Annotated in this window: 17 protein-coding genes and 1 tRNA gene; 13 read left to right on the top strand and 5 right to left on the bottom strand. The window is 64.4% G+C overall.

Features of this window, described 5'->3' with window-relative positions; all coding sequences use genetic code 11:
- The first annotated feature begins 45 nt into the window (after window positions 1-45).
- The 4 genes from WNM05_RS20030 (at window position 46) to recG (ending at window position 4,019) form a co-directional block, all read left to right on the top strand.
- Window positions 46-510 carry a DUF4124 domain-containing protein gene (locus WNM05_RS20030; RefSeq protein ID WP_434630247.1) on the top strand — a complete coding sequence of 155 codons (465 nt, stop codon included), beginning with the start codon at window positions 46-48 and terminating at the stop codon, window positions 508-510.
- Window positions 510-1,346: a PhzF family phenazine biosynthesis protein gene (locus tag WNM05_RS20025; RefSeq protein WP_434630245.1), complete on the top strand. Its 837-nt coding sequence runs from the start codon at window positions 510-512 to the stop codon at window positions 1,344-1,346. The genes WNM05_RS20030 and WNM05_RS20025 overlap by 1 nt, the downstream gene beginning before the upstream one ends.
- A gap of 107 nt (window positions 1,347-1,453) precedes the next feature.
- Window positions 1,454-1,885, top strand: coding sequence for a DUF2147 domain-containing protein (locus tag WNM05_RS20020; RefSeq protein WP_434630243.1), 432 nt, complete (start codon window positions 1,454-1,456; stop codon window positions 1,883-1,885).
- 85 nt (window positions 1,886-1,970) lie between these two features.
- Window positions 1,971-4,019 (top strand): ATP-dependent DNA helicase RecG, encoded by a 2,049-nt coding sequence (recG, locus tag WNM05_RS20015; protein ID WP_434630241.1) that lies wholly within the window; start codon window positions 1,971-1,973, stop codon window positions 4,017-4,019.
- Between the two features lie 195 nt (window positions 4,020-4,214).
- Here the strand turns inward: recG and WNM05_RS20010 are convergent, their stop codons facing one another.
- The 5 genes from WNM05_RS20010 to pstS all read right to left on the bottom strand — a co-directional run bounded on the left by WNM05_RS20010 (window position 4,215) and on the right by pstS (window position 9,677).
- Window positions 4,215-5,669 carry an inorganic phosphate transporter gene (locus tag WNM05_RS20010; protein ID WP_434630239.1) on the bottom strand — a complete coding sequence of 485 codons (1,455 nt, stop codon included), beginning with the start codon at window positions 5,667-5,669 and terminating at the stop codon, window positions 4,215-4,217.
- A gap of 225 nt (window positions 5,670-5,894) precedes the next feature.
- A complete protein-coding gene (pstB, locus tag WNM05_RS20005; RefSeq protein WP_434630237.1) occupies window positions 5,895-6,668 on the bottom strand; it encodes a phosphate ABC transporter ATP-binding protein PstB in 774 nt (257 codons plus the stop codon).
- A 3-nt stretch (window positions 6,669-6,671) separates the two neighbouring features.
- Window positions 6,672-7,562 (bottom strand): phosphate ABC transporter permease PstA, encoded by an 891-nt coding sequence (pstA, locus tag WNM05_RS20000; RefSeq protein WP_434635174.1) that lies wholly within the window; start codon window positions 7,560-7,562, stop codon window positions 6,672-6,674.
- Between the two features lie 34 nt (window positions 7,563-7,596).
- Entirely contained in the window at window positions 7,597-8,559 is a 963-nt protein-coding gene (gene pstC, locus WNM05_RS19995) for a phosphate ABC transporter permease subunit PstC (RefSeq protein ID WP_434630235.1), read from the bottom strand.
- 80 nt (window positions 8,560-8,639) lie between these two features.
- Window positions 8,640-9,677, bottom strand: coding sequence for a phosphate ABC transporter substrate-binding protein PstS (gene pstS, locus WNM05_RS19990; protein WP_434630233.1), 1,038 nt, complete (start codon window positions 9,675-9,677; stop codon window positions 8,640-8,642).
- Window positions 9,678-9,864: 187 nt separating this feature from the next.
- Here pstS and tpiA point away from each other — a divergent pair, with 187 nt between their 5' ends.
- The 9 genes from tpiA (at window position 9,865) to nuoF (ending at window position 15,630) form a co-directional block, all read left to right on the top strand.
- Entirely contained in the window at window positions 9,865-10,611 is a 747-nt protein-coding gene (gene tpiA, locus WNM05_RS19985; RefSeq protein ID WP_434630231.1) for a triose-phosphate isomerase, read from the top strand.
- Window position 10,612: 1 nt separating this feature from the next.
- Entirely contained in the window at window positions 10,613-10,963 is a 351-nt protein-coding gene (secG, locus tag WNM05_RS19980; protein WP_434630229.1) for a preprotein translocase subunit SecG, read from the top strand.
- 21 nt (window positions 10,964-10,984) lie between these two features.
- A tRNA-Leu gene (locus tag WNM05_RS19975) sits at window positions 10,985-11,069 on the top strand.
- A gap of 91 nt (window positions 11,070-11,160) precedes the next feature.
- Complete coding sequence (locus WNM05_RS19970) at window positions 11,161-11,517, top strand: NADH-quinone oxidoreductase subunit A (protein ID WP_011134496.1); 357 nt, start codon at window positions 11,161-11,163, stop codon at window positions 11,515-11,517.
- Complete coding sequence (locus WNM05_RS19965) at window positions 11,508-11,984, top strand: NuoB/complex I 20 kDa subunit family protein (protein ID WP_019103471.1); 477 nt, start codon at window positions 11,508-11,510, stop codon at window positions 11,982-11,984. Before WNM05_RS19970 ends, WNM05_RS19965 begins: the two co-directional genes overlap by 10 nt.
- An 11-nt stretch (window positions 11,985-11,995) precedes the next feature.
- On the top strand, window positions 11,996-12,592 hold the full coding sequence (locus tag WNM05_RS19960; protein ID WP_434630226.1) for an NADH-quinone oxidoreductase subunit C: 597 nt from the start codon (window positions 11,996-11,998) through the stop codon (window positions 12,590-12,592).
- Window positions 12,585-13,838 carry an NADH-quinone oxidoreductase subunit D gene (locus tag WNM05_RS19955; RefSeq protein WP_434630224.1) on the top strand — a complete coding sequence of 418 codons (1,254 nt, stop codon included), beginning with the start codon at window positions 12,585-12,587 and terminating at the stop codon, window positions 13,836-13,838. The genes WNM05_RS19960 and WNM05_RS19955 overlap by 8 nt, the downstream gene beginning before the upstream one ends.
- Window positions 13,838-14,338, top strand: coding sequence for an NADH-quinone oxidoreductase subunit NuoE (gene nuoE / locus WNM05_RS19950; RefSeq protein WP_434630222.1), 501 nt, complete (start codon window positions 13,838-13,840; stop codon window positions 14,336-14,338). Before WNM05_RS19955 ends, nuoE begins: the two co-directional genes overlap by 1 nt.
- Window positions 14,338-15,630: an NADH-quinone oxidoreductase subunit NuoF gene (gene nuoF / locus WNM05_RS19945; protein ID WP_434630220.1), complete on the top strand. Its 1,293-nt coding sequence runs from the start codon at window positions 14,338-14,340 to the stop codon at window positions 15,628-15,630. Before nuoE ends, nuoF begins: the two co-directional genes overlap by 1 nt.

The raw sequence follows: 15,630 nt of genomic DNA, 5'->3' as shown, positions 1-15,630 counted from the left end.
GGGAAGTGGGGCATGGTTCAGAGACTGAGACTCTGAGGCCGCGAGATGAAAAATCTTTTCCTGCTCGGCTTGCTGTTAGGCGCGGACCTGTGCCTGGCCGAAGTATTCAAGTGCCGGAACGCCGACGGCGGCATCCATTACGGCCAGCAGCCCTGCCCGCCCGGCAGCCGGGCGCTCGAGTCGGCCTCCGGCGCCTTCAGCGTGATCGAGCGCGAAGACGGCGGGCGGGAGGCGGGGCATTACCGCGAGCAATTGGAGCAGTGGTCGGACGGACGCGAGAAGCGCCGGCGGGCCGATGCCCGCGCCGAGCAGCGCGAACGGGCCGCTCAGCGGAGTAAGCGGCAGGCCGAGCGGGAGCATTGCCGCAGGCTGGACGCCAGGCGCGGCGTCCTGGCCGCCGAGCTGCGCCGCAGCCTGCCGCTGCGGGAAGCCGCGCGCGGGCGGCAGCGCCTTGCCAAGCTCGAGGAACAGATGCAGGATCGGGCCTGCCATCTATATCAGGAGGACTGATGGGCGCTTACCGATTCCAGATCGTCAATGTGTTCGCCGAGCAGCGCTTCGGCGGCAACCCGTTGGCGGTGTTCACCGATGCCGCCGGCCTGTCCGACGGCGACATGCAGCAGATCGCGCGGCAGTTCAATCTGTCCGAGACCGTATTCCTGCTTCCCGGCGACGCCGACTGCGCCGCCAGCCTGCGCATCTTCACGCCCGGCCATGAGTTGCCGTTCGCCGGCCATCCGACGCTGGGCGCGGCGGCCGTTCTGCACGCGGCCGGCGAGCACGGCGACGCGTTTGCCTTGCGCACCCGCGCCGGCCCGATCGCCATCTCGCACGACGACGGGGTGTTCCGGCTGCGGGCGCTGCCGGCGAAGGCGAGGCCGGGCTGCGCCGCCGCCGAGGCGGCGGCGATGCTGGGTCTGGACGAGGCCGACATCGGACACGCGCCGCAATGGGTCGATACCGGCAGCGAACAGCTGCTGATCGCGCTCTCCAGCCGCGAGGCGGTGCTGCGCGCCCGGCCCGATCCGGTGCTGTTCGTCCGGCACGCGACGCTGAGGCCGGGGCGCAGCGTCGCCTATGTCTGGCACCAGCGCGAAGGCGTCGCCACCGTGCGGCTGTTCTTCGAACAGGACGGCGCGGTGCTGGAGGATCCGGGCACCGGCAGCGCCTGCGCCAATCTGGGCGGCTGGTGCGCGCTGAACGGCCTGGCGCCGCTGTCGTGGCGGCTGGAGCAGGGCGAGGCGATAGGCCGGCCGAATGTGCTCCATCTGGACGTCGATGCCGACGGCGCGGTCAATGTAGGCGGTCGGACCCAGTTCATGGGCGGAGGCGAGTTCCGCTGTTGACCCCGTCGCCCGGCTTGACGTTGCGGTCGGCTGTTGGCATCCTAGAGCCGCTACTCCAAACTGCTGTTTCATAAACTGCCGATAATAAGCAAGACGAGGAAAACATCATGATTCGAATCGCCAAAGCCGCCGGTCTCGCCGCAGTGCTGGGTCTGGCCAGCCAACTGGCGCTGGCCGGCAGCGCCGCCGGCCTGTGGAAGACCATAGACGACGAAACCCACCAGGCGAAGGCGCTGGTGCAGATCAACGAAGCGCCGAACGGCGAGCTGACCGGCAAGGTCGTCAAGCTCTACCTGCATCCGGACGCGGTATGCGACAAGTGCGACGGCGCCAACAAGGGCAAGCCGGTCAACGGCATGCAGATCCTGTGGGGCCTGAAGAAGAACGGCGAGGAATGGTCCGACGGCCAGATCCTCGATCCGAAGTCCGGCAAGATCTACACCTCCGGCGCCAAGCTGATGGAAGACGGCAAGAAGCTGCGCGTGCGCGGCTATATCGGCCCCTTCTTCCGTTCCCAGGTCTGGGAGCGCCAGCAGTAAGCCGACGGACGCCAGGTCCATCGAAAAGGCGGAAGCCGGCGCAAGCCGCTTCCGCCTTTTGCATTGTTGGGTACAATCTGTCCTCATGAATCCGCCGACCGATCTTGCCAACCAGCCGCCGGCCGTGCCGGCCGCGCTGGCGAAGAAGCTGGAGAAGCTGGGCATACGCCGCCGCTTCGACCTGGTGCTGCATCTGCCGCTGCGCTACGAGGACGAGACCCACATCTACCCGATCGCCGACGCGCCTTACGGCCAGCCGGCGCTGGTCGAGGGCACGGTGGTCGCGCACGAGGTCAGCTTCAAGCCGCGCAAGCAGCTCAGGGTGCAGATCGAGGACGGCAGCGGCACGCTGCTGCTGCGCTTCATCCATTTCTATCCCAGTCAGCTCAAGCAGTTCGCCGAAGGCAGCCGCGTCCGCGCGCTCGGCGAGATACGCCGCGGCTTCGCCGGCGACGAGATGGTCCATCCTAAGACCCGCGAGGTGCGCGAGGGCGCGCCGCTGGCCGCCAGCCTGACCCCGGTCTATCCGACCGTCAACGGCCTGACCCAGCCGGTGTTGCGCAAACTGGTCGACGCCGAGCTGCGGGCGCAGCGGCTGGACGAACTGCTGCCTGAGGCCTTGATGGCGCCGCTGGCGCTGCAGCCGTTCGCCGACGCGATCCGCCTGTTGCACCAGCCGCCGCCGGAGTGGTCGGCGCAGCAGCTGTCCGATCCGAGGCTGCCGGCCTGGCAACGGCTGAAGTTCGACGAGCTGTTGGCGCAGCAGCTGTCGATGCGGCTGGCCTACCGCGCGCGCCGGCTCGGCCACGCGCCGCGCATCGCCGGCGACGGCAGCCTCAGCGAGAAGCTGCTGGCCCATCTGCCGTTCCGGCTGACCGGCGCGCAGCGCAAGGTGTTGGACGAGATCCGCGCCGACATGCGGCTGGCCCACCCGATGCACCGGCTGTTGCAGGGCGACGTCGGCAGCGGCAAGACCATCGTCGCGGCGCTGGCGGCGCTGGCGGCGATAGAGGCCGGCTACCAGGTGGCGCTGATGGCGCCGACCGAAATCCTGGCGGAGCAGCATTATCTGAAGCTGTCCGGCTGGCTGGCGCCGCTGGGGCTGGGCGTGTCCTGGCTGTCCGGCAGCCTGCGAAAAAAGGCCAGGCAGCAGGCGCTGGACGAGATCGCTTCCGGCCAGTGCCGGTTGGCCGTCGGCACCCACGCCTTGTTCCAGGACGACGTGGCCTTCCAGAATCTGGGTCTCGCCATCGTCGACGAGCAGCACCGCTTCGGCGTCGGCCAGCGGCTGGCGCTGCAGGACAAGGGCGGGGAGCCGCACCAGCTGATGATGTCGGCCACGCCTATCCCGCGCACGCTTGCGATGAGCTTCTACGCCGATCTGGACGTGTCGGTGATAGACGAGCTGCCGCCGGGCCGCACCCCCATCGTCACCAAGCTGATAGGCAGTCCCCGCCGCGCCGAAGTCGTCCAGTTCGTCGAGAAGACCTGCCAGGAGGGCAATCAGGCCTACTGGGTGTGCCCGCTGATCGAGGAGTCCGAGGCGCTGCAGCTGCAGACGGCGGTGGACTGCCATCAGCAATTGCAGCAGGACCTGCCGGGCCGTCGTATCGGCCTGGTGCACGGCCGGATGAAGGCGGCGGAGAAGGCCGAGGCGATGGCAGCCTTCGCCGCCGGCCAGGTGGACGTGCTGGTGGCGACGACGGTGATCGAAGTCGGCGTCGACGTGCCCAACGCCAGCCTGATGGTGATAGAGCACGCCGAGCGCATGGGCCTGGCCCAGTTGCACCAGCTGCGCGGCCGGGTAGGGCGGGGCAGCGCCAGGAGCGTGTGCGTGCTGCTGTTCGAGAACCCGCTGTCCGATCTGGCCAAGGCCAGGCTGAAGGTGATCTACGAGAATACCGACGGTTTCGAGATCGCGCGGCAGGATCTGAAAATCCGCGGCCCCGGGGAGTTCCTCGGCGCGCGCCAGAGCGGCCTGCCGATGCTGCGCTTCGCCGATCTGGAACAGGACCAGGCGCTGCTGGAGGCGGCGCGCGATCTGGCGCCTATGCTGCTGGAGCGCTGGCCGCAGGCGGCCGAGGCGCATCTGGAGCGATGGCTGGCTGGACGCGAGCAGTTCCTGAAGGCGTAAAAAACCGCCGGGTTCGGGGGTAAACGCGGCGGCGAAGGAGGGTTGCTGCAAACAAAAGAAACCATTGATGAAGCGGATACATATTAGCAATCGATGAATTTCTTCTTCAAGCGCAGTCCGCCGCTTCCTTGATCTGGGTCAACCGATGAAAAAAGCCACCGCGAGCGGTGGCTTTTCGTTTGGGCCATGCCGGGCTCAGAACCACTGAGCCGACAGGTAGTACAGGCCGCCGGCCAGCGCCATCGACGCCGGCAGCGTGAACAGCCAGGCCAGTGCGATCGAGCGCACGGTGGACAGCTGCAGGCCGGCCTTGTCCGCTATCATCGTGCCGGCCACGCCGCTGGACAGCACATGGGTCGTGGACACCGGGAAGCCGAACCAGCTGGCCAGGCCGATGGAGACGGCGGCGGTGGTCTGCGCGGCCACGCCCTGGGCGTAGGTCATGTCCTTCTTGCCTATGCCTTCGCCCACGGTCTTCACCACGCGCTTCCAGCCGACCATGGTGCCTATGCCCAGCGACAGCGCGACGGCGATGATCACCCAGGTCGGCGCGTATTCGGTGGTGGTGGTCAGGTCCTTGCGCAGATTGTCCAGCAGCTGCTTGTCGTCGGACGACAGCTTGGGCAGCGCGGACGCCTTCTTCGCGGCGTCGTCCAGGCACAAGAGCTGGGTGCGCACTTCCCAGCGCTGGGCGGCGCTGAGCTTGTGGTAGTCGTTGCCGTCGCCCATCAGCTTCAGCAGCTGCTCGGCGGTGGCCACCGTCTGCTGCGGATGGCACTCGTACTGGCTGGTGCTGTTGGACTTGACGATGATCTTCGACAGGTCGGCCTCGTGGCGCTGGTAGAACTGCTGCAGGTGCTGCGCCGCGTCGCGGGTGCGTTCCAGCTGGTACGGGGTGCTGTCCAGGTTCAGCACGAACTTGGCCGGCACGATGCCGATCAGCACCAGCATGATCAGGCCGACGCCCTTCTGGCCGTCGTTGGAGCCGTGGGCGAAGCTGACGCCCATCGCCGACACGATCAGCATGAAGCGGGTCCAGAACGGCGGGTGCTTGCGGCCCTCGACCTGCTGGCGCTGGTACGGCGTCTTGTGGACGTTGCTGTGCGGGCGGTAGCGCCGCAGCAGGATGACGATCAGGCCCGCCATCACCGCGCCGACGACGGGCGAGACCAATAGCGAGGCGCCGACGTCGATCGCCTTGCCCCAGTTGATGCCGTGCGACAGCGAGGTGTGGTTGATCAGGCTGTTGGCGACGCCGACGCCGAGAATGGCGCCGATCAGCGTGTGGCTGCTGGATGCCGGCAGGCCCAGGTACCAGGTGCCGAGATTCCACAGGATGGCGGCGGCCAGCAGCGCGAACACCATCGCCATGCCGCGCGTGGTGTTCACCGAGATCAACAGATCCACCGGCAGCAGGTGGACGATGGCGTAGGCGACGGCCAGGCCGCCGCTCATCACGCCGAGGAAGTTGCAGACGCCGGAGTAGAACACGGCGAGCCGCGGCTTCATCGACTGGGTGTAGATGACGGTGGCGACCGCGTTGGCGGTGTCGTGGAAACCGTTGATGAACTCAAAGGCGAGCACGAAGCCCAGCGAAAGTAGCAAGGTGACGGCTACATGGGGGTCGAGCCCGGAAAACAGGTCCAGCATGGCGTGTCTGAGATTATCGTAAAGGCGGGATTGTTGTGTCCCCCGCCAGTGCCGTCAAGTCTTTATAAAAAAAATGCAAAGCCTGTGGTTTTGCCTGCGAAAACGGCAAAATCCGCTTGACAGCGGCGGGTTGAAAAACGGCTAAGCCCATGATTTGCCGAATGGCGATGGCATGGGCCGGCCGATGGAAGGGCGACGGCCGGCATGAGCCGGCCGCGACGGGCCTCAGCCGAATTTGCCGGTGATGTAGTCCTCGGTCGCCTTCTTCTGCGGCGTGGTGAAGATGGTGTCGGTGTTGCCGAACTCGACCAGCTCGCCCAGATACATATAGGCGGTGTAGTCGGACACCCGCGCCGCCTGCTGCATATTGTGCGTGACGATGGCGATCGTGTAGTCCTCCTTCAGCTCGTGTATCAGCTCCTCGATGTGGGCGGTGGAGATCGGGTCCAGCGCCGACGTCGGCTCGTCCAGCAGCAGCACTTCCGGCTTCGAGGCCACCGCGCGGGCGATGCACAGACGCTGCTGTTGGCCGCCGGACAGAGAGTTGCCGGACTGCTTGAGCTTGTCCTTGACCTCGTCCCACAGCGCCGCCTTGCGCAGCGCCCATTCGACGCGGTCCTCCATCTCGCCCTTGGACAGCTTCTCGTACAGCTTCACGCCGAAAGTGATGTTGTCGTGGATGGACATCGGGAACGGCGTCGGCTTCTGGAACACCATGCCGACCTTGGCGCGCAGCAGGTTGACGTCGATGTCGCGGGCCAGGATGTTCTGGCCGTCCAGCAGGATGTCGCCGTCGGCGCGCAGGCCGGGATACAGCTCGTACATGCGGTTGAAGGTGCGCAGCAGCGTCGATTTGCCGCAGCCGGACGGGCCGATGAAGGCGGTGACCTTGCGCGGCGCGATTTCCAGCTGGATGTTCTTCAGCGCGTGGAAGTTGCCGTAGTAGAAGTTGAGATTGCGGACCTCGAGCTTGGAGGCGGTGCTGGTCATGGTCGTCATGCCTTAATTCGATTGATTCTTGCGGCCGCCCATCCAGCGGGCGACGATATTCAGGGTAAGGACGCTGAAGGTGATCAGCAGCGAGCCGGCCCAGGCCAGCGTGTGCCAGTCCTCGTACGGGCTCATCGCGAACTGGAAGATCACGATGGGCAGGTTGGCCATAGGCTGGTTCATATTGCTGTTGAAGAACTGGTTGTTCAGCGCGGTGAACAGCAAGGGCGCGGTCTCGCCGGAAATCCGGGCCACGGCCAGCAGGATGCCGGTCAGCACGCCGGCCTTGGCCGAGCGCAGCGTCACGTACAGCGTCACCTTCCATTGCGGCGCGCCGAGCGCCGCGGCTGCCTCGCGCAGGCTGTTCGGCACCAGGCGCAGCATGTTCTCGGTGGTGCGCACGACGACCGGGATCACCAGGATGGCCAGCGCGAACGAGCCGGCCCAGCCGGAGAAGTGGCCGACCGACACCACATAGACCTCGTAGACGAACAGGCCGATGACGATGGACGGCGCGGACAGCAGAATGTCGTTGATGAAGCGGGTCACAGGCGCCAGCCAGCCGCGCTGGCCGAACTCGGCCAGATAGATGCCGGCCAGGATGCCGATCGGCGTGCCGAACAGCGTGCCGAAGCCGGTCATCACCAGGCTGCCGTAGATGGCGTTGGCCAGGCCGCCGGTCGAGCCCGGCGGCGGCGTGCTTTCGGTGAACACCTGCCAGTTGATGCCGGACAGGCCGTGCTGAAGCAGCGTGATCAGGATCCAGAACAGCCAGAACAGGCCGAAGGCCATCGTCAGCATCGACGCGGTCATCGTCAGGCGGTTGGTCAGCCGGCGCCGGCGGTAGGTGGCGCTGTCCTGCTTCAGGCTGACGGCGGAGGAGGTCGGCAAGGCGTCGTTCATTGTTGCTTGGCTCATCGTGGTGGCGTCTTTCATGTCAGGAAGGCTTGCCTTCCTGCTTCTTCAGGCGCAGCAGCAGCAGCTTGGAGCAGGCGAGCACCACAAAGGTGATGAAGAACAGGATCAGGCCCAGTTCGATCAGCGAACCCATGTACAGGTCGCCATTGGCCTCGGCGAATTCGTTGGCCAGAGACGAGGCGATGGAGTTGCCCGGTTCGAACAGGCTGGTGGTGAAGCGGGTGGAGTTGCCGATGACGAAAGTGACCGCCATCGTCTCGCCCAGCGCGCGTCCGAGGCCCAGCATGATGCCGCCGACGACGCCGGTCTTGGTGTAGGGCAGCACCACGTAGCGCACCACCTCCCAGGTGGTGGAGCCGAGGCCGTAGGCCGACTCCTTCAGCATCACCGGCACCACCTCGAACACGTCGCGCATCACCGAGGCGATGAACGGGATCACCATGATGGCCAGGATCAGGCCGGCGGTGAACAAGCCTATGCCCATCGGGGCGCCCTGGAACAGGAAGCCGATCAGCGGAACGTCGCCCAGGTGGTCGATGATCCACGGCTGGATGTGGTCGGAGAAGAACGGCGCGAATACGAACAGGCCCCACATGCCGTAGATGATGGACGGGATGCCGGCCAGCAGTTCGATGGCGATGCCCAGCGGCCGCTTCAGCCAGGTCGGGCACAGCTCGGTCAGGAACAGCGCGATGCCGAAGCTGACCGGCACGCCGATCAGCAGCGCGATGATGGAGGTGGCCAGCGTGCCGAAGATGGGCACGATGGCGCCGAACTTCTGCTGCACCGGGTCCCAGTCCGTGCTGGCCAGGAAGCCCCAGCCGAAGCCCCTGATGCTCGGCATCGCGCCGACCAGCAGCGAAATGAGTATGCCCACCAGCAGCGCCAGCACGAGGAAGGCGAAACAGCGGGTGGTCACGCGGAAAATCTGGTCCAGCTGCTGCTGAAGGCCCAGCTGCCGGTCATTGCTCAGTTTTTGCATGTGTCGATTCTTGATGGTTCAGACACAAGGCCGGAGAGAGCGGGCTCCCTCCGGCCTGGTTGCGGCGGACTGCTCGCGGATCAGTTCCAGACGGCCTTGCCGCTGCCGTCGGTGATCTGCTTCCAGCTGGTGCGGATGATGGTCTTCACATTGTCCGGCATCGGGATGTAGTCCAGCTCCTGGGCGGTCTTGTCGCCGTTCTTGTACGCCCAGTCGAAGTACTTCAGCACTTCGGAGGCTTGCGCCGGCTTGTCCTGTTTCTTGTGCATCAGGATGAAGGTGGCGCCGGCGATCGGCCAGCTCTGCTTGCCCGGCTGGTTGGTCAGCAGCAGGTAGAAGCCCGGTGCCTTGTGCCAGTCGGCGTTGGCGGCGGCGGCCTTGAACGAGGCCTCGTCCGGCTTTACGAAGGCGCCGGCCTGGTTCTGCAGCAGGCCGTAGGCCAGCTTGTTCTGCTTGGCGTAGGCGTATTCGACGTAGCCGATCGCGCCCTTGATGCGCGACACGTAGTTGGCCACGCCCTCGTTGCCCTTGCCGCCCACCGAGCTGCCCTTCCAGCTGACGGCGGTATTGGAGCCGACGTCCTTCGCCCATTCCGGCGATACCTTGGACAGGTAGTTGGTGAAGATGAAGGTGGTGCCGGAGCCGTCGGAGCGACGGACCACGGAGATGCGCTGGTCAGGCAGCTTGACGCCCGGGTTCAGCTTGGCGATGGCCGCGTCGTTCCACTTGGAAACCTTGCCCATGTAGATGTCGGCCAGCAGCGGGCCGGTGAACTTGATCTGGCCGGCGGCGATGCCCGGGATGTTGTACACCGGCACCACGCCGCCCATCACGGTCGGGAATTGCGTCAGGCCGGACTTGTCCAGCTCTTCCGGCTTCAACGGCATGTCGGAGGCGCCGAAATCCACGGTCTTGGACTGGATCTGCTTGATGCCGCCGCCGGAACCGATGGACTGGTAGTTCATATTGTTGCCGGTGCTGCCCTTGTAGCTGGCCGCCCACTTGGCGTACAGCGGATAGGGGAAAGTCGCGCCGGCGCCGGTGATGTCCGCGGCGTAGGCCGAACCTGCGATCAGCACGGAACCGAGAACGGCTGCCAGACGTACAGACTGTTTCATGCTTAACTCCCGAGCAAGGTTGGGATTGCTGTTGTGATGGCCGCCATCGTATCGGGCAAATCTTTCATTAATATTACAAGTCGTAAACGTACGGTCGAAGGTACGGCCGGCGGCGGTTTGGAGCCGGCGTCGCATCGCGCTATAATCGGCGGCGACCCGTAATCCGATATATGATGTGGAGAGACGCATGTCCGGCAAGCTGGTGATCGGCAACTGGAAGATGAACACGCGCGGCGATGGCGCGCGCGAATTGGCGGCGGCGCTGCTGGCCGACTCGGCGACCAACCGGGAAGGCGTAGGCATCGCCGCGCCGGCGGTGTATCTCTCCGATCTGGCCCGGCAACTGGCCGGCGGCCGCCTGGCGCTGGCGGCGCAGGATGTCAGCCGTTTCGCCGCCGACGGCGCGTATACCGGGGAGACCAGCGCTTCGATGCTGGCCGATGTCGGTTGCCGTTACACGCTGGTCGGCCACTCCGAGCGGCGACAGTATTTCGGCGAGGACAATGCGGCGCTGCTGGCCAAGATGCGCAATGCCGCAGCGGCCGGCGTGACGCCGGTGCTGTGCGTCGGCGAAACGCTGGCGGAGCGCGAGGCGGGCCGCCATCTGGCGGTGATCGCGGACCAGCTGGCCATCCTGACCGAGATCGCCGGCGACGGATACGTCATCGCCTACGAGCCGGTTTGGGCGATAGGCACGGGCAAGGTGGCGACGCTGGAACAGATCGCCGAGATTCATGCATTCATCAAAAACTGGTGCTTGCAAAACACGGACGGCTCGGATAAGATTCGCGTCCTCTACGGCGGCAGTGTCAAAGCAGAGAATGCCGAGGCCATCCTGGCGACGAAAAACGTCGACGGAGCATTGGTTGGAGGGGCCTCTCTGGACGCCGATTCATTCAGAGTGATTTGCCAAGCCGCAGGAAATATGATATAGTATGGAACTTCTTAAGACGCTTATTTGGATTGTAAACCTCCTGTCCGCAGTGACCATCATCGTCCTTGTTTTGATGCAGCACGGCAAGGGTGCGGATATGGGCGCGGCCTTTGGTAGCGGTTCGTCCGGCAGTCTGTTTGGGGCGTCTGGTTCTGCGAATTTCTTGAGTAGGACGACTGCCATCGCAGCGGCAGTATTCTTCGCGACTTCCCTGAGCTTGGTCTATCTTTCCGGGGGTGGAAAGAACGATCTGGGCGTGATGGGCGGAAAGATTGAACAGGTGGCGCCGCAAATCCCGGCAGGCGCGCCTAATAAAAACGCTTCCGGAACGGCATCGAAGATTCCGGAGTGACAATTTAAAAAGCTTTGCTGTGCCGACATGGTGAAATTGGTAGACACGCTATCTTGAGGGGGTAGTGGCGAAAGCTGTGTGAGTTCGAGTCTCACTGTCGGCACCACCATTCAAAAACAGGCCACCGGGACTCCGGTGGCCTGTTTTATTTGGAGCCAAGAGGGGGCGACCCCTCTTTTTTTGGGGGTGTACGGGAAATGCTGCAAAACTACTTTCCCATTCTGATGTTTGTCATCGTCGGACTTCTGGTCGGCGTGGGCCCTATCGTCTTGGGCAAACTGCTGGCACCCAATCGTCCCGACGCTGAGAAACTTTCTCCATACGAATGCGGCTTCGAGGCCTTCGAAGATGCCCGCATGAAGTTTGACGTCCGCTATTACCTGATCGCCATCCTCTTCATCCTGTTCGACCTGGAAATCGCCTTCCTGTTTCCGTGGGCCGTGGTGCTGAAGGATCTGGGCGTCTATGGTTTGGGCGTGATGGTCGAGTTTCTGGCCGTGCTGACGCTCGGCTTCGTCTACATGTGGAAGAAGGGAGCTCTGGAATGGGAGTAGAAGGGATTCTGGAGAAAGGCTTCGTCACGACGACGGCCGACAAGCTTATCAACTATACCCGCACCGGCTCGCTGTGGCCGATGACCTTCGGTCTGGCCTGTTGCGCGGTGGAAATGATGCACGCCGGCGCGGCGCGTTACGACCTTGACCGTTTCGGCATCGTCTTCCGCCCCAGCCCGCGGCAGTCCGACCTGATGATCGTCGCCGGCACGCTGTGCAACAAGATGGCCCCGGCGCTGCGCAAGGTGTACGACCAGATGGCCGAACCGCGCTGGGTGATCTCGATGGGATCCTGTGCCAACGGCGGCGGCTATTACCATTACTCCTATTCCGTTGTTCGCGGCTGCGACCGCATCGTGCCGGTCGATGTCTACGTTCCGGGCTGTCCTCCGACCGCCGAGGCGCTGCTGTACGGCATCATCCAGCTGCAGAACAAGATCAAACGTACCAACACCATCGCCCGCTAAGGTAGAAACTTATGGCCTCCAAGAAAATGGAAGCGTTGGGTTCGGTCGTTGCCGCGGCGCTGGGCGACAAGCTCGTGCGCAGCACGCTGGCCCTGGACGAGCTGACCATTGTGTGCAAGGCGTCCGATCTGCTGTCCGTCGCGCAGACGCTGCGCGACCATGCCGAGCTCGCCTTCGAGCAGTGCATCGACGTCTGCGGCATGGACTACAGCGCCTACCGCGACGAGCCGTGGGACGGCCCGCGCTTCGCCGCCGTATACCACCTGTTGTCCGTCAAGCTGAACCACCGCATCCGCCTGCGCGTCTTCGCCGAAGACGACGATTTCCCGGTGATCCCGTCGGTCAACGGCATCTGGAACGCCGCCAACTGGTTCGAGCGCGAAGCGTTCGACCTGTTCGGCATCGTGTTCGAAGGCCACCCCGACCTGCGCCGCCTGCTGACCGACTACGGTTTCGTCGGTCACCCGTTCCGCAAGGACTTCCCGCTGTCGGGGCACGTGGAAATGCGCTACGACCCGAACCAGCGGCGCGTGATCTATCAGCCCGTTACCATCGAACCGCGCGAAATCACCCCGCGCATCATCCGCGAGGAGAACTACGGTGGCTGAGATCCGTAACTACACCCTGAACTTCGGTCCGCAGCACCCGGCCGCGCACGGCGTGCTGCGCCTGGTGCTGGAGCTGGACGGCGAAGTCGTCCAGCGCGCCGACCCGCACATCGGCCTGCTGCACCGCGGCACCGAGAAGCTGGCCGAGAGCAAGACCTTCATCCAGTCGCTGCCCTACATGGACCGTCTCGACTACGTGTCGATGATGTGCAACGAGCACGCCTACTGCCTGGCCATCGAGAAGATGATGGGCATCGAGGTGCCGGAGCGCGCGCAGTACATCCGCGTGATGTTCGCCGAGATCACCCGCGTGCTGAACCACCTGCTGTGGATCGGCGCCCACGCGCTGGACATCGGCGCGATGACGATGTTCCTGTACGCCTTCCGCGAGCGCGAAGACCTGATGGACTGCTACGAGGCGGTGTCGGGCGCGCGGATGCACGCGGCCTACTTCCGTCCGGGCGGCGTCTACCGCGACCTGCCGGATTCGATGCCGCAGTACACGGTGTCCAAGATCAAGAACGCCAAGGAGCTGGCGCGGCTGAACGAAGGCCGCAAGGGCTCGATGCTGGACTTCATCGACGACTTCACCAAGCGTTTCCCGACCTATGTCGACGAGTACGAGACGCTGCTGACCGACAACCGGATCTGGAAGCAGCGTACCGTGGACATCGGCGTGGTGTCGGCCGAGCGCGCGCTGAATCTGGGCATGACCGGCCCGATGCTGCGCGGTTCCGGCGTCGCCTGGGACCTGCGCAAGACCCAGCCGTACGATGTGTACGACAAGATGGATTTCGACGTGCCGGTCGGCGTCGGCGGCGACTGCTACGACCGCTACCTGGTCCGCGTCGAGGAAATGCGCCAGTCCAACCGCATCATCCAGCAGTGCGTGGCCTGGCTGCGCGACAATCCGGGTCCGGTGATCACCGACAACCACAAGGTGGCGCCGCCTTCGCGCGAAGGCATGAAGTCCAATATGGAAGACCTGATCCACCACTTCAAGCTGTTCACCGAAGGCATGCACGTGCCGGAGGGCGAGGCTTACGCGGCGGTGGAACACCCGAAGGGCGAATTCGGCATCTATCTGGTGTCCGACGGCGCCAACAAACCGTACCGCCTGAAAATCCGCGCGCCGGGCTATGCCCACTTGGCCGCGCTGGACGAGATGGCCACCGGCCACATGATCGCCGACGTCGTCGCGATCATCGGTACGCAGGATATCGTGTTTGGGGAGATTGACCGCTGATGCTGTCCGCACAATCGCTAGCCTTGATCGACCGCGAGGTCGCCAAATATCCGGCCGACCAGAAGCGCTCCGCAGTGATGGGCGCTTTGCGCATCGCGCTGGACGAGCGGCGCGCCACCGGTGAAACCCCGGAAACGCGCTGCCTGAACAAGGAGCTGATCGAGTTCGTCGCGAACTACCTGGGCATTGCCCCGGTGGCCGCCTACGAAGTCGCCACCTTCTACAACATGTACGACATGAAGCCGGTGGGCAAATTCAAGATCACCGTCTGCACCAATCTGCCCTGTGCGTTGTCCGGCGGCGTCAATGCCGCCCAGTACATCTCGAAGAAACTGGGCATCGCCATCGGCGAAACCAGCGCCGACGGCATGTACACCCTGCTGGAAGGCGAATGCATGGGCGCCTGCGGCGACGCGCCGGTCTTGCTGGTGAACAACCACAAGATGTGCAGCTTCATGACGCCCGAAGCAATCGACAAAAAACTGGCGGAGTTGAAATAATGGCAGTCTTCGCTAATGGCGTGATTTTCGACGGCGTCGACACCGCGCAGCCCGACTGCTGGCGTCTGGACGCCTATGTGGCCCGCGGCGGCTACCAGGCGCTGCGCCGCATCCTCGACGCCAAGATGGCGCAAGAGGATGTGATCGCGGAGGTGAAGAACTCCGGCCTGCGCGGCCGCGGCGGCGCGGGTTTCCCGACCGGCCTGAAGTGGAGCTTCATGCCGCGCTCGTTCCCGGGCGACAAATACGTCGTCTGCAATACCGACGAGGGCGAGCCGGGCACCTTCAAGGACCGCGACATCATCCGCTACAACCCGCACTCCTTGATCGAGGGCATGATCATCGCCGGCTACGCGATGGGCACCAAGGCGGGCTACAACTACATCCACGGCGAGATCTTCGAAGACTACGAACGCTTCGAGGAGGCGCTGGAAGAGGCCCGCAAGGCCGGCTTCCTGGGCCAGAACATCCTCGGCACCGGCTTCAACTTCGAGCTCTACGCCCACCACGGCTACGGCGCCTACATCTGCGGCGAGGAAACCGCGCTGCTGGAATCGCTGGAAGGCAAGAAGGGCCAACCGCGCTTCAAGCCGCCGTTCCCGGCCAGCTTCGGTCTGTACGGCAAGCCGACGACGATCAACAACACCGAGTCGTTCGCCTCGGTGCCCTTCATCATCCGCGACGGCGCGCAGACCTTCCTCGAGAAGGGCAAGCCGAACAACGGCGGCACCAAGCTGTTCTCGGTCTCCGGCCACGTCAACCGTCCGGGCAACTACGAAGTGCCGCTGGGCACGCCGTTCTCCGAGCTGTTGGAAATGGCCGGCGGCATGAAGGGCGGCAAGCTGAAGGCGGTGATCCCGGGCGGTTCGTCCGCGCCGGTGCTGCCGGCCGACATCATGATGCAGTGCACGATGGACTACGACAGCATCGCCAAGGCCGGTTCGATGCTGGGCTCCGGCGCCGTGATCGTGATGAACGACGGCGTGTGCATGGTCAAGGCGCTGGAGCGTCTTGCCTATTTCTACCACGAGGAATCCTGCGGCCAGTGCACGCCGTGCCGCGAAGGCACCGGCTGGCTGTACAAGGTGATCCACCGCATCGCCAACGGCCAGGGCCGTCCGGGCGATCTGGAGCTTCTGGATTCCGTGGGCAACAATATGGCCGGCCGCACCATCTGCGCGCTGGCCGACGCCGCGGTGTTCCCGGTTCGCAGTTTCACCAAGCATTTCCGCAACGAGTTCGAGCACGCGATCGAACACGGAAAGACCTTGGTGGATCACAAATGGTGTTGA

The organism is Chromobacterium sp. CV08 (assembly GCF_051129845.1).
Lineage (GTDB): Bacteria > Pseudomonadota > Gammaproteobacteria > Burkholderiales > Chromobacteriaceae > Chromobacterium.
The sequence above is the reverse complement of the archived record's forward strand: the minus strand, read 5'-3'. Positions and strand labels throughout refer to the sequence as shown.